This window comes from Bradyrhizobium sp. 521_C7_N1_3, assembly GCF_052075975.1.
Taxonomy (GTDB): Bacteria; Pseudomonadota; Alphaproteobacteria; order Rhizobiales; family Xanthobacteraceae; genus Bradyrhizobium; species Bradyrhizobium japonicum.
Map to the genome: position 1 here is coordinate 9,584,272 of NZ_CP197232.1, position 15,211 is coordinate 9,599,482.

The following is a 15,211-nucleotide window of genomic DNA, read 5'->3' on the forward strand; positions in this document are numbered from 1 at the left end:
AAGCACGGCCATCTGTGCGGGCGGGCGATTTCGAAAAGGTCATTTCCACATCGCATTCAGGTCGGCCGGAAATCGCGTCACCCCGGCGCAAGATCGGCGGTTAACCGGGCTCAGTTCCGCGCGCCCCAGCTCCGCCAGAGAGGCGCCGGTCCCAAATCCTTCCGCATTCGTTACCGTCCCTTAAGCCTCCGATGGCAGTTTGGCCGGGATCCGCGGCCCTGCCCGTCCAACCGCCGATCCATCAGGTCCAAGGTCGTCGCTCATGTTTGCCGAGACGCTGGAAGCGGTTCAGTCCTCGCCGTCGAAGCGGACTGCCTATATCCGCTTCGTGCTGGCGGCGCTGGCGTCGATCGCCATGTTCAAGGCCTTCTGGTTCGCACGCTTCGGCGGCTGGACGGATCGCGAGCTCGCCGATTTCGATGCCTTCCACATCGTCGCGCAGCACGTCTGGCGCGGCGATCTCGACCAGGTCTATCATTTCGATGCCTTGCTGAAGATGCAGATGGAGGCCGCCGGCGGCGCCACCGGCTTCATGCCCTGGACCTATCCGCCGCAATACGACCTCCTGCTCGCGCCGTTCGCATTCCTGCCGGTCGGCGTCGGCTATCTCCTGTTCACCGCCGCGACGCTTGCACTCTATCTCGTGACGCTCCGGGCGATCGCCGGCCGGAATTTCGCGCAGGTGCTGGTGATCCTGTTTCCGGCGATGGCGATCACCATCGGCTGCGGGCAGAACGGCTTTCTGACGGGGGCGCTGATCGGGCTGGTCTGCCTCAACGTGGAGCGGCGGCAGCTGTTGGCGGGCCTCGCGCTCGGCGCCATGGTGATCAAGCCGCACCTGGCGATTGCCGCCGGCGTCTATCTGCTGGTGACGCGGCGCTGGATTGCGCTCGGAACGGCCGCGGCCGTCGTACTGGCAAGTTCACTGCTCTGCACGCTCCTCTTCGGGTGGCAGATCTGGTTCGCGTGGCTCGGAGCGATCAGGGAATCGGCGGGCTATCTCGAGCAGGGCTTCTACCCCCTCTTCCGCATGATCTCGACCTACGCGGCGCTGTACAAAGCCGGCCTTCCCGCAAGCGCCGCCTTCTGGGGACAGACGGCCGTTGCCGGGCTGGCCTTGTTCGCCGTCCTTCTCGGTGCGGCGCGGGGCGCTTCACCGGCCTTCACGCTCGGTGCCGCCGTGATGGTATCCGTGATGATCAGCCCCTATGCTTATGATTACGATCTGCCGATGGTCGGGATCGGTCTGGCCCTGATGCTGCCCGATCTCGCCAGGATGGCGAGCCCGCGCGAGCGCAGCGTCATATACGGGCTGATCCTGTTCGCCGGAGCCTATGGGCTGTTGCAGTCGGGGCGGCTCGCGGTGCAATTCGGGCAGAAGGCCGATCCCGACCAACATTTCGCGCCCGCCCTGGGCGGCTTCGCCCTGATGGCGCTCCTGGTCCTGCTGCTGCGGCTGCTGTGGCGCGGGACGCAGCCGGCGCCCATCCTGTCGCAGGCCGCGGAATAACGCCTCTAGGCCCGCTGCAACGCCAGCGTCACGCCGCCGAGTGTGAGCGCCATCGCCGCCCATTCGCGCAGGCCCAGCGGCTCGCCCAGGATGTTCGCGGCGGAGACGACGCCGATCACGGGGACGATCAGCATGCCGGTCGAGGCCGAGGTCGGCGGCAGGCGGCGCAACGTCTCGAACCAGGTGACGTAGCAGACGCCCATCGGCACCAGCGTCATATAGACGAAGCAGCCGAGTCCCAGCGGGGTGATCGCGGTGATATCGGGTTGCTCGAACAGGATGCCGAGGATCAGCATCGTGGCGCAGCCGAGCCCAACCTGCCAGGCGACGACCACCAGCGGCGGCATCGGCAGCGCCTTGCGGTTGAGCACATTGCCGAGCGCGAACAGGATGGCGCAGAGCAGCGCGAGCGCGATGCCGAGCAGCTTGTCGGCGCCGAACGCAAAGCCGTGGCCGCCGAGGAGCAGCGCGACGCCGGCGACACCGAGGACGAGACCCAAAATATCCCGCATGGTCGGCCGCGTACCCAGCACAGGCCAGGCGAACAGCATGGCCCAGATCGGCATCGTATAGGCGAGCAGAGCCCCCTCGCTCACGGTCACATATTTCATCGCGACCGTGCCGAGCCCCATCCAGGCAAGGACGTTGGTGAGGGTCGCAAACAACAGCCGCGGAATCGCCTCGCGCGGAACGGCGAAGGATTCCTTCCGGCTCAGTGCCAGCGCGCCGAGAATGAGCGAGGCGCAGACGCCGGCCAGCCCGCGCGCGAACAGCGGCGGCCATTGCTGGAGCAGCAGCTTCATCAATGGCCAGTTCAGCGCCCAGCCGAACGCGGTCACACCGAGGCAGAGAAAGCCGATCGTCCTGTCGCGCCGCGCCGAATCCATGGACAGCGCTTAGCAGGCGGGTGCGGCGCACTCCACCTCGGCTGGCGCATGCGGGCCATGGCGGACGATGGAACCGGGAACGCCGGTACCCGTTCAAATGGGAGCGGGTGGCGGTGGTGCCGCAGCGCAAACGAGGGAGACGTACCATGCCCACAGCCGAGTCGGATCACGTCTACAAGATCCTTGAGCTGGTCGGATCATCCGAAACCTCCATCGAGGATGCGATCAAGAACGCGATCAGCCGCGCCGCCAAGACCGTTCGCGAAATGAAATGGTTCGAGGTGGTGCAGACACGCGGTCACATCGAGAATGGCGCCGTCCGCCACTACCAGGTGACGCTGCGCGTCGGCTTCACGCTGGTGGGCTGACGCCGCAGACGCGCGCGAATCCGTCATGCCGCGGCGACGTGGTTAACATCCGGCGATGAGAGTCGATCAAAATATCGGCGACCTCGCCGTTCTGTTGCCGAACACCGGCCCGGATGGTTGCGCCGAAATCGGCGAAGAGATTCGCGAGGCATTGCACGACCTCGCCATGCTGCATGCGCAAAATCCGCCCTCCCGGCTGGTTACGGCAAGCATCGGCGCTGCGACAAGCCTTCCATCTCAGACCGCGCTGGACTGCAACACGCTGGTCGCCGGCGCCGACCGCGCGCTCTACGCCGCCAAGGACAGCGGCCGTGACCGTATGGTGATGTCGGGACAGGTCGTGCCCTGGCCTGCGAAGAGCGCGTGACGAAGCCTGCCAGGCGTAGCGAACGCCGCCCTTTCCCGCGTAGCTGGCAAGCGCGGCTGACGCGGTGTGCACATCCGGCACATCGGCGCGCGCCAAATCCTGCCCGCAGCCTTACCCACCATCGCTTGCGCAGTGATTTCTGAATGGCTACATGCGGAACTGATGTTGGGGGGCCGCCGGACTTCGACGATCGAGTCCATGCGGTACGGCCTCATCGTGGGGCAATGCAGACGAGACGGCCGTGAACGAGACCATGCTGGCGGACATCCCGGGGCGCGGGGTGGACGCGCTGAAACAGTTGCGCGCCATGACGGCCGACATCTGCGATGTCGTTCCGCTCACCGCGGAAGACGATTTCCATGTCACCACCGTGACGACGATGACCCGCAATGCGTTGCTGGTCGATACGCGCGCTACCGATCAGGAATACGACCGGACGCCGGCGCACGTCGCCCGCGGCGCGATGGATCACTTTCAGATCACCTTGTGTGTCGAAGGCGAGATGCAGTTCAGCTCCGGCCGCCGCGAGGTGACGCTGGGGCCCGGTGACATCGTTCTCATCGACATGGCGCAGCCGAACCGCACGGTGTTGCGCGCCTCTGGCGGCCGCACCCGCCTGACGGCGATCATCCTGCAACGCGCCATGCTCGCACCGCGGCTCGCGCATCCGGATTCGGCCACGGCGACCCTGCTGCCGTCAAACCATCCACACGCGCGCCTGCTCTCCAACCATTACGCCGCACTTGCGCTGCCGCCCGAACCCGAGGCCGGCAGCTCCGAGGCCACAATCGAAGCCATCGCCGATATCGTCGCCGCAGCCGCCGGCGGGACGGCCGACATTGCCGCAGGGGTCGAACGCGCCGAGCGGCATCTTTATCTCGCACTGATCAAGCGCCGCATCGCCGACAATCTCGAGACCGACGCGCTCACCGTGGCAGCGATCTGCCACCACTTCCAGATCTCGCGCGCCACCCTCTATCGGCTGTTCGAGGCGGACGGCGGGCTGGCGCACTACGTAAGAGAGCAGCGGCTCAATCTCGCGTTCCGCCGGCTGATATCCCCGGCCGCACAGGACGACCGCATGATCGATCTCGCTATCGGCATGCGCTTCAGCAGCGATTCCACCTTCATCCGGGCATTCCGCCGCAAATTCGGGCTGACTCCGGGTGAGCTGAGGGAGCAGGCCGACACATGGCTCCGCGAGACCGGCGCGGTGCCGGCCATCGACACGGTGCTGCACCAACTGGCCCGGCGGCGCACCTCGCAGCCGTAGAGACGGTCCCGGATTTGTCCCCTGCGCGTAGTCGGGATATGACACCGATCACGGCCGGATGTACGGCCAATCCGAGAGTGTTGCCGTGACTGATGGAATCAAGCTCGTCCTGTTCGACATGGACAACGTGCTCTGCGACTATGACAGGGCAAAGCGTGTCGCGTGCTTGGCAGAGCTGGCGGGGACGAGCAGCGCGTTCATCCACGAGGCGATCTGGGACAGCGGCTTCGAGTCGCTCGGCGATTCCGGCGCGCTCGATGCTGCGGACTATCTGCGAGGCTTCGGCGAACGCATCGGCTATCCGCTGTCGCTCGACGAGTGGGTGGAAGCGCGGCGCCGTTCGATGCAGGCGAATGCCGCGATGCTGGAGATCGTGCGCCGCCTGCGCAAGACCGTCGATGTTGCCATCCTCACCAACAACACCACGCTGGTCGCCGACCATATCGACGCGCTGCTGCCCGATCTGCGTCCGCTGTTCGGCTCGAGAATCTACGCCTCGGCCCAGTTCAATACGGCGAAACCGGACCCGCGCTGCTATCGCCGCTGCCTGTCCGAGCTCAACACGATGCCGCAGACCGTGCTGTTCGTCGACGATCTCATGGCCAATGTTGCCGGCGCGCGTGAGGCGGGGCTGTTCGCGCATCGCCACACGTCGATGGAGGCGTTCAGGCAGGCCCTCTCGGAATATGGCCTGCTTCATGGATGAATATGCGTAACATCGTAACGTCGGTGAAGGCGTCCAGGCAGGCTCGACCCGGGCGCGATCACCTGTCGCGGTTGGGGACCCATTCCTCTGCGGTCGAGTCCCAATCATGGGTATCGTCGAAGTGCCGCCACGGGGGCCGCTGTGGTTTGGGCTCAGCGGGCTCTTTGCGCGGTTGGGGCATGAGCGCGCCAAGCCTCATCTTCCAGTCACGGGCGCTCTGTTCCCAGTACGACCCGTTGAAGGGTGTCAGCATTGGGGCCTCCTTCAAGCAAGAAGCTTGGCCATTCTAACACCATCGGAGGCATGTGGTGTAAGATGGTTCACAGTCCGAAATGAGTTATTCCGCCCACTCCTTTGCCCAAGGGGCGGCCCGATGCTCAACTTCCATACAGATAGTTCGGCAGCCACAGCGTCAGGCCGGGCCAGATGTACATGAACACCATGCAGAGGATCACGATCAGCATGTAGGGCATCATGCCGGAGAAGATCTGGTTGAGCGTGACGTGCTTTGGCGCCACGCCCTTCAGATAGAAGGCCGACATCGCCACGGGCGGCGACAGGAATGCGGCCTGGAGGTTGACGAAGACCAGCACGCCCCACAGGATCGGATCGATGTTGAAGTGCTTCAGCATCGGCAGGAAGATCGGCACGAAGATCACGATGATCTCGGTCCATTCCAACGGCCAGCCGAGCAGGAAGATGATCGCCTGCGACAGGATCATGAACTGGACCGGCGACATGTTGAGCGAGAGCACCCATCTTTCGAGTAGCGCCTGGCCGCCGAGGATCGCGAACACCGCCGAGAACAGCGCCGAGCCCACGAAAAGCCAGCACACCATCGAGGTGGTCTTGGCGGTCAGGAACACCGCCTCCTTGGTGCGCTTCCAGTCCAGCGTCCTGGCCTGGAACGCGAGCAGGAAGGCGCCGGCCGCACCCACTGCCGCCGATTCCGTCGCGGTGGTGATGCCGAACAGGATCACGGCGAGCACAACCACCGTCAGGATGCCGAGGGGCATCACGGACATGACCAGGAGCCGCAGCACCTCGAACTGCTCGGCCTCCATGGTCCAGTAATAATAGAGGAGCATGAGCGCACAGATACCGGCGACGACGGCAAAGTAAGTATAGAACTCGGGCGGCGGTCCGGACTCCGCGGGCGCGGCCGTGGTCTTGCCCCGCAGCTCGGCACTGCCCATTTGCTGGAGCACCTCGGGCTCGTTCGTCGTGGCCCTCTCCGACCGGCTGGCGGCGCCACCGAGCTCCTCGAGCTTTTCTTCGGCGCTCTCCTGCTCCTGGGCGCCCGCGCCGAGCGGCTGGAGCGTCTCCTCTGCGCGCGGCTGTTGCTGCGTTGCGGCCGCGACCGGCGTTTGAATGTCAGCCTGCTGGTGGATCACGACATACCACCAGGCGGCCCAGAGCGTTGCGAGCGTGAGGACCAGCGGCACCAGCGCATAGCCGAGGCTCCTCACCAGCGTCAAATAGGTGACGCGGGCGCCATCGACGCCGGCATTGACGATCCTGGCAGGCGCCAGCAGCGCCGCAACGAGCGCCGGCAGCACTTTGCGCGAATAGGCTTGCTGCAGCGTGACGATCCACGGACGGACCGGAACCTTGACTTCGCTTTCGGGAAGCTTCGGCGCAATCTTCGGATTGAGGAGTGCCCAGCCGACGATGTAGACGAGATAGAGGAAGGCCAGGAAGAAGCCAGGAAACATCGCCGCCGCGTAGAGCTTCACCACCGACTGTCCGGCCACGGCCGCGTAGACGATGATCATCACCGAGGGCGGAATCAGGATGCCGAGCGTGCCGCCGGCGGTGATGACGCCGGAGGCGAGCTTGACGTCATAGCCGGCCTTCAGCATCGGATTGAAGGCGATGACGCCCATCAATACCACGACCGCGCCGACGAGCCCGCTTGCGATGCCCCAGAACGTGCAGACAATCAGCGTCGCCACCGCGAGCGAGGCAGGCACGCGGCGGAAGGCGAGCTGGATCGAGTAGAACATCTTGTCGACCAGCGCGCCGCGCTCCATGACGTAGCCCATCAGCACGAACAGAGGGATCGAGATCAGGACGTCGTTGGTCATCGCACCATAGGTGCGCTGAACCATCAGGTCGAAGATGTGGTTGTCGCCCCAGGCTTCGCCCGCCCGGTGATAGGCGAAGAAGCCGAAGAACATGCCGAGCCCCATCAAGGTGAAGGCGGTCGGAAAGCCCATCATGATCACGACCACGATGAGGGCGAGCATCAAGAGTCCGAGTGCCGGATCGCTGATCATCCCTGCAGGTCTCCGCCCATGCCGCGCTGCCGCGCGCTTTCCTCGATGTCCTGTGCGCGTGCGATCGCTGCCTTCCGCGCCTCTTCGTCGACATGTTCGCTGTGCGCAAGCTGCTCCTCGATGACGTCGATTTCGGAGACATCGGCGAGCCGGCTCGGCCAGGTCCCCGTCTTGAGACAGAGTACGCAGCGGGCGATTTCGGCTGCCCCCTGCAGCAGCACCAGAGCGCCCGCGAGCGGAATCATGAACTTGAAGTGGTAGACCGGCGGCCCTTCGGCGGTGACATTGGAATGCTCGTTGATGCGCCAGGAATCCAGCGCATAGTCCCATCCCGCATAGACCAGCGCGGCGATGCCGGGCAGGAAGAACGCGAAGTACAGCACGAGGTCGAGGCTCGCCTGGGTGCGCGGCCGCATCGAAGAGTAGAGGAAGTCGCCGCGAACATGGGCGTTCTGGGCCAGCGTATAGGCGCCCGCGACCATGAACAGGGTGCCATACAGCATGTTCGAGGCGTCGAAGATCCAGGCGGTCGGCATGTTGAGGATGTAGCGCTTGAAGACCTCGGCGCAGACCAGGGCCATCAGGCCCACGACCAGCCAGGCCGCGATCTTGCCGGTCCACGTGCTGATCGCGTCAATGGTGTACAGAAAGCGCTGCGCATTCATGTGCGTTGCCACCGCCAATCCTAGTGTCGCTGTTGTCTAGAGACAAGACAAGCGCCATCCGGGTTGCGGTCCCGGATGACGCTTCGATCGCGCGATGAGCCGGCTAGCTCTTCTTCTTGGCGTTCGGACCAAAATAGTGGGTATAGGCCATCCGGCGGCTGACCACCGTATCCTGCTCCCACTGCGTCGCCCGCTTGGCGAAGGCCAGTTGCGATTCGATGATCTCCTTGAACAGCGGGTTCTCTGCCGACTTCTTCTCGGCCACCTGGTCGAACACCTCCAACTGCTTCTGGAGGATCGTGTCCGGCGTCTTGTAGAACTTGACCTTGTCCTTGGTCTGCAGCTCCTCGTAGTCCCTGGAGTAGCGGTCGATCGCCTTCCAGGCCATGTCCTGGCCGGCCGCGTCGACAGCATTGGCGATGATCGCCCTCATCTTCTCCGGCAGCGCGTCGAACTTGGTCTTGTTGAACAAGATCTCGAACTGCTCGGCGTTCTGGTGGTAGCTCTGGAGCATGCAGATCTTGGAAACATCCGGGAAGCCGAGGACGCGATCGGATGTGGCGTTGTTGAATTCGGCCGCATCCAGGAGGCCACGGTCCATCGCCGAAACGATCTCACCACCCGGCAACGCGTTGACCGCTGCGCCGAGGCCAGTGAACACGTCGATGGAGATGCCGACGGTGCGGAATTTCAGGCCCTGGAAATCCTCCACCTTGGTCATCGGCTTCTTGTACCAGCCGAGCGGCTGGGTCGGCATCGGCCCATATGGGAACGAGACGACGTTGGCACCGATCGAGGCGTAGAGCTTCTCGAGGAGCTCCTTGCCGCCGCCGTAGCGGTGCCAGGCGAGCAGCATGTTGGCATCCATGGCATAGCCCGGACCCGAGCCCCACAGCGCCAGCGCGTTCTGCTTGCCATAGTGATAGGCGAGCACGCCGTGCCCGCCGTCGAGCGTGCCCTTCGACACCGCATCCAGCAGGCCGAAGGCCGGCACCACAGCGCCGGCGGGAAGCACCTCGATCTTGAGGTCGCCGCCGGTCATGTCGTTGACCTTCTTGGCATAGTCGAGCGCGTATTCGTGGAAGATGTCCTTGGCCGGCCAGGTGCTCTGCCAACGCATGCTGATCGGCCCCTGCGCCAGCGCGATGGTTGGCGCGGCGACAGTGGCGGCCGCCCCTGCTGCGGCCGTCCTGAGAAAACGGCGACGCGTCGACGCGCCGCCCTTGCTCGTCTTCGTCATGATGTCCTCCCTCAGCGCGATCCGTGACGGATCGCCCCTTTTTTTGTAAGGAGAAGACAAGGACTTGCGCCGGACTTTGGCAAGAAAGTTCCTGACGATGCGACGCTACGACGCGGCGGGCGTGCAGGACGCCGCCAACTCGCCTGTTCGAATTATTCCCCGCCTGTCGGATTAAATTAAGCGGCAGCGTAAAGGCGCCTGCTGCGCTTGGCGCGCTGCACCATTACGCCAAATGGCACGCCACGAAGTGGCCGCCCGCCCCTTCCTTCAACACAGGCGCGCTTTCCGCGCAGCGTGGCTGGGCGATCGGACAGCGGGTGTGGAAGTGGCAGCCGGATGGCGGCTTCATCGGGCTCGGCACGTCGCCCTTGAGGCGAATGCGTTCGCGCTTGAGCTTGGGATCGGGCACCGGCACCGCTGACAACAGTGCCCTGGTGTAGGGATGCTGCGGATTGCGGTAGAGATCGCTCGCTTTCGCCAGCTCGACGATGCGGCCGAGATACATCACGGCGACGCGGTCGGAAATGTGCTCGACCACCGACAGGTCGTGCGCGACGAACAGATAGGTGAGGTTCAGCTCGGCCTGGAGATCCTCCAGCAGATTGATCACCTGCGCCTGGATCGACACGTCGAGGGCGGACACCGGCTCGTCGCAGACGATCAGCTTCGGCTCGACCGCGAGCGCGCGCGCGATCACGATGCGCTGGCGTTGGCCGCCGGAGAACTCATGCGGATAGCGACGCATGTGCTCGGCCTTGAGTCCGACTTTCACCAAGAGGCCCGCGACGCGCTCCTCGCGCTCCTTGGCCGAGGACGTGAGATTGTGGATGGTGAAGGCCTCGCCGAGGATCGCACCGACCGTCATGCGCGGATTGAGCGAGGCGAATGGATCCTGGAACACCAGCTGCATGTTTCGCCGCATCGCGCGCAGATCATTGCCGCTGAGCTGGCGCACGTCCCGGCCGTCGAACACGACCTCGCCGTCGGTCGGCTCGATCAGGCGCAGCACGCAGCGGCCGGTGGTGGACTTGCCGCAGCCGGATTCGCCGACGAGGCCGAGCGTCTCGCCGCGGTTGACCGAGAACGAGACCCCGTCGACCGCATAGACGCTGCCGACCTGGCGCGACAGCAGGCCGCCGAGCACGGGGAAATATTTCTTCAGGCCGCTGACGCGGAGCAAGGGCTCGGTCATGCCGTGCCTCCCAACTGCGTATCTCCGAGGTGACAAGCCATGCGATGGCCGGGCGCGATCTCGCGCAGCAGCGGCTCCTTCTCGGTGCAGACGTTCATGGCAAACTTGCAGCGCGGGGCGAAGCGGCAACCGACCGGCGGATTGATCAGGATCGGCACCGAGCCGCCGATCGCTTCGAGCCTTGTCTTGTGCTCGCTGTCGAGATCGATGCGCGGGATCGAGCGGATCAGTCCCTGGGTGTAGGGGTGGCCCGGATTGCCGAAGAGGTCGTCGACGAGCGCTTCCTCCACCACCTTGCCGGCATACATCACGACGACGCGCTGCGCGGTCTCGGCGACGACGCCCATGGCGTGGGTGATCAGCATCACCGCCATGCCGAAGCGCTCCTTCATGTCCTGCAGGAGGTCGAGGATCTGCGCCTGGATGGTGACGTCGAGCGCGGTGGTGGGCTCGTCGGCGATGATCAGCTTCGGCCTGCAGGCGAGCGCCATCGCGATCATCACGCGCTGACGCATGCCGCCTGAGAACTGGTGCGGATAATTGTGCACGCGGCCTTCGGCGTTGGGGATCTGCACCAGCTTCAGCATCTCGATGGTGCGCTCGAGCGCCTGCTTCTTCGTCACCGCTTCATGGCGGCGCAGGCTCTCGGCGATCTGCTCGCCGATGGTGAGCACCGGATTGAGCGACGTCATCGGCTCCTGGAAGATGAAGCCGATCTCCTTGGCCCTGATCTCGTCGAGCTGACGGCTCGTCAGCGGCACGAGATCGCGGCCCTCGAAGATGATCTGGCCCGCCGCGATGCGGCCGGGCGGCATGGCGATCAGCTTCAGGATCGACATCGCTGTCACGGTCTTGCCGCAGCCGGATTCGCCGACGACACAGAGCGTCTCGCCCTTGTTGATGGAGATGTCGACACCGTCGACGGCCTGCAGGATGCCGTCGTCGGTCGAGAAGTGGGTTTTCAGCCCTTTGATTTCCAGCAGCGGCGCCATCAGATCACCCGCCGCGCATCGAGCGCGTCACGCAGGCCGTCGCCGATGAAGTTGATGGCGACCACCGCGATGAAGATCGCGCCACCCGGAAACAGCGCCCAATGCGGGCCGATGTCGAGGAAATCCTTGGCGTCATACAAGAGCCGGCCCCAGGTGGGCGTGTCCGGCGGAAAGCCAAGGCCGAGGAAGGACAGCGTCGATTCCGCGATGATGGCGGCAGCGACGTCGATGGTGCCGGCGATGATCACCGGACCGAGCGCATTGGGCAGGATGTGCCGCACCACCTGGCGCACCGGACTTGCGCCGAGCGCGCGGGCGGCCTCGACGAACTCCTTCTCGCGGATCGACAGGAACTGAGCGCGCACCAGCCGCGCGACCGGCATCCAGCGCAAGCCGCCGATCACGAGCACGATCAGGATGAAGATGCCGCCCTCGGGACCGAACATCTGCTTCAGCCCGTCGCGGAAGAGATAGATCAGCAGCAGCAGCAGCGGCAGTTGCGGCAGGGACAGGAAGAGATCGGTGAGCCACATCAGGCCGTGACCGAGCGCGCCGCGCGACATGCCGGCGAGCGCGCCGATCAGGACACCGATGAAGACCGAGACCAGCATCGCGGCAAGGCCGACCGCAAGCGAGATGCGGCCGCCATAGATCATGCGGGCCAGGATGTCCTGCCCGAGATCGTCGGTGCCGAACGGATGGGCGAGCGACGGCCCCTGCATGCCCGCCACGATATCGATGTCGTCGATCTTGACCCGCCAGACGAAGGGGCCGGCCACCACCGCCAGGATCAGAATGAGGAGCAGAAACGCACTCACCACGGCGAGCTTGTGGCGACTGTAGCGCCGCCACATCTCGCGCCAGGGCGAGTAGACGCGCCGCTCAGCGGAGGGAGATGCGAGGGTCAAGCCAGCCATAAAGGACGTCCGCGATGAGATTGAACAGCACGACGAGGCACGCGAAGACGAAGGTAACGGCCATCACCACCGGCGTGTCGTTGGAAAGGATAGAGGAGATCAGCAGCGAGCCGATGCCGGGGATGCGGAAGATCTGCTCGGTGACGATGGCGCCGCCGAACACGGCCGGCATCTGCAACGCAATCAGGGTGACGACCGGGATCATGGCGTTGCGCATCACGTGCTTGACGATGACCTTGGCCTGTCCGAGGCCCTTGGCGCGCGCCGTGGTGACATAGTCGAGCCGGATCACGTCGAGCATTGCCGAGCGAACGAAACGCGTCATCGACGCCGCCTGAAACAGACCGAGCACCGCCACCGGCATGATCGCCTGCCGGATCATCTCCAGCACCCAGTGGATGCCGGTGCCCTTGATGTCGGTCGTATAGACGAAAGGCAGCCAGTCCAGCGTGACCGAGAAGATCAGGATGAACAGGATGCCGGTGAAGAAGGTCGGCAGCGAGAAGCCGATGAAGGCGAGCGTATTGGCGATCTGGTCGAACAGCGAATAGGGCTTTGTCGCCGCATAGACCCCGACCGGGATCGCGATCAGGAGCGCCAGAATCTGCGCCGAACCGATCACGTAGAGCGTCGCCGGCAGACGCTGGAGGATCAGCGTGTCGACATTCATCCGGCTGACGAAGGAGAAACCCCAGTCGCCGTGCAGCATGGCGTTGAGCCAGTGCAGGTAACGGAGGTAGATCGGATCGTCGAGGCCGAACTTCGCCCGAAGCGCGAGAGCGACTTCGGGCGGCACGTTCGGATTGGTCGCCAGTTCCGAGAAGGGATCGCCGGGTGCCAGGGCAAGCACGACGAACAGCACCAGGGAGATGCCAAGCAGACTCGGAACGGCGATCAGCAGACGACGCAGGACATACTGACTCATAAAGGACGATCCCGGTTTAGGCCTGCGTGATCATTCCTCCCGGTACCAGTCGAACAGATTGTCGGTCTCGTTGGCCCAGCCGGAAACGACCGGCCGCAGATTGTTGGCGGCCGCCTCGACCTTCAGGCGGTGCTGCACCGGGATGAACACGGTGTCCTGGTACATGAGGTCATTGGCCTTGATGTAGAGCGCCGCGCGCTTGACCGGATCCATCTCGCCGTCCGCGGCCTGGATGGTCTCATCGTACTCCTTGTTGACCCAGCGCGGGAAGTTGGTGCCCTGCCACTTGTTCTCCTTTGTGGCGACGAGGTTCGAGAGGTAGCGACGCATGTGCTGCGACGGATCGGGCTGGCTCAGCGGGATCTGGAACATCTCCATGTCGGCGTAGAACTTGGAATAGGTGTCGGGATTGCCGACGTCGGAGGAAAAGAACACGGAAGCGACGACCGATTTCAGCTCGACGTCGATCCCCGCCTTCTGGCAGGCCTGCTTGACGATCGCCTGTGTCTTCTGGCGCGGGCCGTTGATCGAGGTCTGGTAGACGAGCTTCAGCTTCTTCCCGTCCTTCTCGCGGATGCCGTCGGCGCCCGGCTTCCAGCCGGCCTCGTCGAGGACCTTCGAGGCCTTCTCAACGCTGAACTCCCACGAGGTGTTCTTGGACACGAATTTTTCCGGCCCGTTGAGGAAGTTGGCAGTGGTGCGCCCGGCGCGGCCGTAGATCGCCTTCTTGACCGACTCACGATCGATCAGCAGCGAGAGTGCCTTGCGCACCGCCGGATCGGAAAACAGCGGATGCTTGGTCTTCATCGACGAGCGTTCGCCGTCGACCTCGGTGTTGGGATCGGTGAAGTTCAGTGCGATGAACTCGGTGTCTCCGCCGACCGCGTAGACGGTCTTTCCCTTGCCGCCCTTCTCCAGGCGCAGCAGCACGTCGTCCTCGACCTGGATGTTCCATCCGAAGTCATACTCGCCGGTCTGGATCACCGCGCGCGCGGCAGAGACCGCATCGCCGCCACCCTTCATCTCGATCGAATCGAAATAGGGGCGGTTCGCCATGTGATAGTCGGGATTGATCACGCCACGGACGAGATCGCCCGGCTTGAACTCGACGAACTTGTAGGGGCCGGTGCCGACCGGCGAGAGGTTGGTCGGCGCCTCCCGCGATTTGGACCCCATATAGTCCTTGAACAGATGTTTCGGGATGATGGTGTTGGGCGCCCCGACGAAGGCGTCGGCCCAGAACGGCGTCGGCTTGTTAAAGAGGATGCGAACCGTGAGATCATCCACCTTCTCGACTGTGATGTCGCGGAGCGTCGCGATCGTCAGGGCGGAGGTCGCCGGATCCTTGGCATATTCCCAGTTGAACACGACGTCGGCGGCCGTGAACGGCGCGCCGTCATGCCATTTGACGCCGGGTTTGAGCTTCCAGGTCACCGACTTGCCGTCGGCTGCAAGGCCACCGTTCTGGATCGAGGGAATTTCGGCCGCCAGAACCAGCTTCATGTTGCCGTCGGGATCCCAACAGGCCAGGGGCTCGTAGAACAGGCGCGCGCCGTCCTGGTCCTTGGTGCCGGTGGCGAAATGCGGATTGAGCAGGGTCGGACCCTGCCACCACAGTAGCTTCAACGCACCGCCGCCGCCGCGCTTGGTCGGCTTGTAGGTCGAGGCGCCTTCCGCCATGGCGACGCCGCCGAGCGCGAGGATCTGGTTGGCGAGGGGGGCGGTCAGGCCGACCGCGGCCATACGCTTGATGAAGGAACGGCGATCCATCCGCCCATCCTTCACGTCACCGATCATCGAACGCAGTTCTTTATCCAGCATGGTTGTCCCCCGTCTGGTTCCCGTATGGATGCAGGTAGCCGCACTGCGGCCACCGGGTTTTTGCTGGCG

Annotated in this window: 14 protein-coding genes; 5 read left to right on the top strand and 9 right to left on the bottom strand. The window is 64.4% G+C overall.

The genetic code is table 11. From position 1 onward, the window contains the following. Positions 1–262: 262 nt before the first annotated feature. Complete coding sequence (locus tag AB7008_RS45440) at positions 263–1,510, top strand: glycosyltransferase family 87 protein (protein WP_441260956.1); 1,248 nt, start codon at positions 263–265, stop codon at positions 1,508–1,510. A gap of 5 nt (positions 1,511–1,515) precedes the next feature. Here the strand turns inward: AB7008_RS45440 and AB7008_RS45445 are convergent, their stop codons facing one another. Continuing rightward, complete coding sequence (locus tag AB7008_RS45445) at positions 1,516–2,397, bottom strand: DMT family transporter (RefSeq protein WP_441260957.1); 882 nt, start codon at positions 2,395–2,397, stop codon at positions 1,516–1,518. Between the two features lie 146 nt (positions 2,398–2,543). Here AB7008_RS45445 and AB7008_RS45450 point away from each other — a divergent pair, with 146 nt between their 5' ends. The 4 genes from AB7008_RS45450 (at position 2,544) to AB7008_RS45465 (ending at position 5,111) form a co-directional block, all read left to right on the top strand. Continuing rightward, positions 2,544–2,765 carry a dodecin gene (locus tag AB7008_RS45450; protein WP_028147321.1) on the top strand — a complete coding sequence of 74 codons (222 nt, stop codon included), beginning with the start codon at positions 2,544–2,546 and terminating at the stop codon, positions 2,763–2,765. Between the two features lie 55 nt (positions 2,766–2,820). Next, positions 2,821–3,132 (top strand): diguanylate cyclase domain-containing protein, encoded by a 312-nt coding sequence (locus AB7008_RS45455; RefSeq protein ID WP_248880259.1) that lies wholly within the window; start codon positions 2,821–2,823, stop codon positions 3,130–3,132. Positions 3,133–3,373: 241 nt separating this feature from the next. Then, complete coding sequence (locus tag AB7008_RS45460; protein ID WP_441260958.1) at positions 3,374–4,405, top strand: helix-turn-helix domain-containing protein; 1,032 nt, start codon at positions 3,374–3,376, stop codon at positions 4,403–4,405. Between the two features lie 58 nt (positions 4,406–4,463). Then, positions 4,464–5,111: an HAD family hydrolase gene (locus AB7008_RS45465; RefSeq protein WP_441260959.1), complete on the top strand. Its 648-nt coding sequence runs from the start codon at positions 4,464–4,466 to the stop codon at positions 5,109–5,111. Between the two features lie 377 nt (positions 5,112–5,488). On the opposite strand, the gene AB7008_RS45470 is transcribed toward AB7008_RS45465, so the two are convergent. The 8 genes from AB7008_RS45470 to AB7008_RS45505 form a co-directional block, all read right to left on the bottom strand. Beyond that, a complete protein-coding gene (locus AB7008_RS45470) occupies positions 5,489–7,387 on the bottom strand; it encodes a TRAP transporter large permease (RefSeq protein ID WP_441261289.1) in 1,899 nt (632 codons plus the stop codon). Next, positions 7,387–8,055, bottom strand: coding sequence for a TRAP transporter small permease subunit (locus tag AB7008_RS45475; protein ID WP_028159213.1), 669 nt, complete (start codon positions 8,053–8,055; stop codon positions 7,387–7,389). The genes AB7008_RS45470 and AB7008_RS45475 overlap by 1 nt, the downstream gene beginning before the upstream one ends. 103 nt (positions 8,056–8,158) lie before the next feature. Next, entirely contained in the window at positions 8,159–9,295 is a 1,137-nt protein-coding gene (locus tag AB7008_RS45480) for a TRAP transporter substrate-binding protein (RefSeq protein WP_038958273.1), read from the bottom strand. Positions 9,296–9,518: 223 nt separating this feature from the next. Continuing rightward, positions 9,519–10,487, bottom strand: coding sequence for an ABC transporter ATP-binding protein (locus tag AB7008_RS45485; protein ID WP_441260960.1), 969 nt, complete (start codon positions 10,485–10,487; stop codon positions 9,519–9,521). Continuing rightward, a complete protein-coding gene (locus AB7008_RS45490) occupies positions 10,484–11,479 on the bottom strand; it encodes an ABC transporter ATP-binding protein (protein ID WP_014491616.1) in 996 nt (331 codons plus the stop codon). The genes AB7008_RS45485 and AB7008_RS45490 overlap by 4 nt, the downstream gene beginning before the upstream one ends. Then, positions 11,479–12,396, bottom strand: a complete 918-nt coding sequence (locus tag AB7008_RS45495) for an ABC transporter permease (RefSeq protein ID WP_014491615.1) — start codon at positions 12,394–12,396, stop codon at positions 11,479–11,481. The genes AB7008_RS45490 and AB7008_RS45495 overlap by 1 nt, the downstream gene beginning before the upstream one ends. Beyond that, positions 12,362–13,321: an ABC transporter permease gene (locus tag AB7008_RS45500; RefSeq protein ID WP_028159210.1), complete on the bottom strand. Its 960-nt coding sequence runs from the start codon at positions 13,319–13,321 to the stop codon at positions 12,362–12,364. Before AB7008_RS45500 ends, AB7008_RS45495 begins: the two co-directional genes overlap by 35 nt. Before the next feature lie 30 nt (positions 13,322–13,351). After that, positions 13,352–15,142 carry a peptide ABC transporter substrate-binding protein gene (locus AB7008_RS45505; RefSeq protein ID WP_441260961.1) on the bottom strand — a complete coding sequence of 597 codons (1,791 nt, stop codon included), beginning with the start codon at positions 15,140–15,142 and terminating at the stop codon, positions 13,352–13,354. Positions 15,143–15,211 lie beyond the last annotated feature (69 nt).

Bases quoted from the DNA above. Each gene is read 5' to 3' on its own strand.
- AB7008_RS45500 (WP_028159210.1), bottom strand. From the start codon at position 13,321: ATGAGTCAGTATGTCCTGCGTCGTCTGCTGATCGCCGTTCCGAGTCTG.
- AB7008_RS45505 (WP_441260961.1), bottom strand. From the start codon at position 15,142: ATGCTGGATAAAGAACTGCGTTCGATGATCGGTGACGTGAAGGATGGG.
- AB7008_RS45445 (WP_441260957.1), bottom strand. From the start codon at position 2,397: ATGGATTCGGCGCGGCGCGACAGGACGATCGGCTTTCTCTGCCTCGGT.
- AB7008_RS45475 (WP_028159213.1), bottom strand. From the start codon at position 8,055: ATGAATGCGCAGCGCTTTCTGTACACCATTGACGCGATCAGCACGTGG.
- AB7008_RS45465 (WP_441260959.1), top strand. From the start codon at position 4,464: ATGTACGGCCAATCCGAGAGTGTTGCCGTGACTGATGGAATCAAGCTC.
- AB7008_RS45485 (WP_441260960.1), bottom strand. From the start codon at position 10,487: ATGACCGAGCCCTTGCTCCGCGTCAGCGGCCTGAAGAAATATTTCCCC.
- AB7008_RS45480 (WP_038958273.1), bottom strand. From the start codon at position 9,295: ATGACGAAGACGAGCAAGGGCGGCGCGTCGACGCGTCGCCGTTTTCTC.
- AB7008_RS45450 (WP_028147321.1), top strand. From the start codon at position 2,544: ATGCCCACAGCCGAGTCGGATCACGTCTACAAGATCCTTGAGCTGGTC.
- AB7008_RS45490 (WP_014491616.1), bottom strand. From the start codon at position 11,479: ATGGCGCCGCTGCTGGAAATCAAAGGGCTGAAAACCCACTTCTCGACC.
- AB7008_RS45440 (WP_441260956.1), top strand. From the start codon at position 263: ATGTTTGCCGAGACGCTGGAAGCGGTTCAGTCCTCGCCGTCGAAGCGG.
- AB7008_RS45455 (WP_248880259.1), top strand. From the start codon at position 2,821: ATGAGAGTCGATCAAAATATCGGCGACCTCGCCGTTCTGTTGCCGAAC.
- AB7008_RS45495 (WP_014491615.1), bottom strand. From the start codon at position 12,396: ATGGCTGGCTTGACCCTCGCATCTCCCTCCGCTGAGCGGCGCGTCTAC.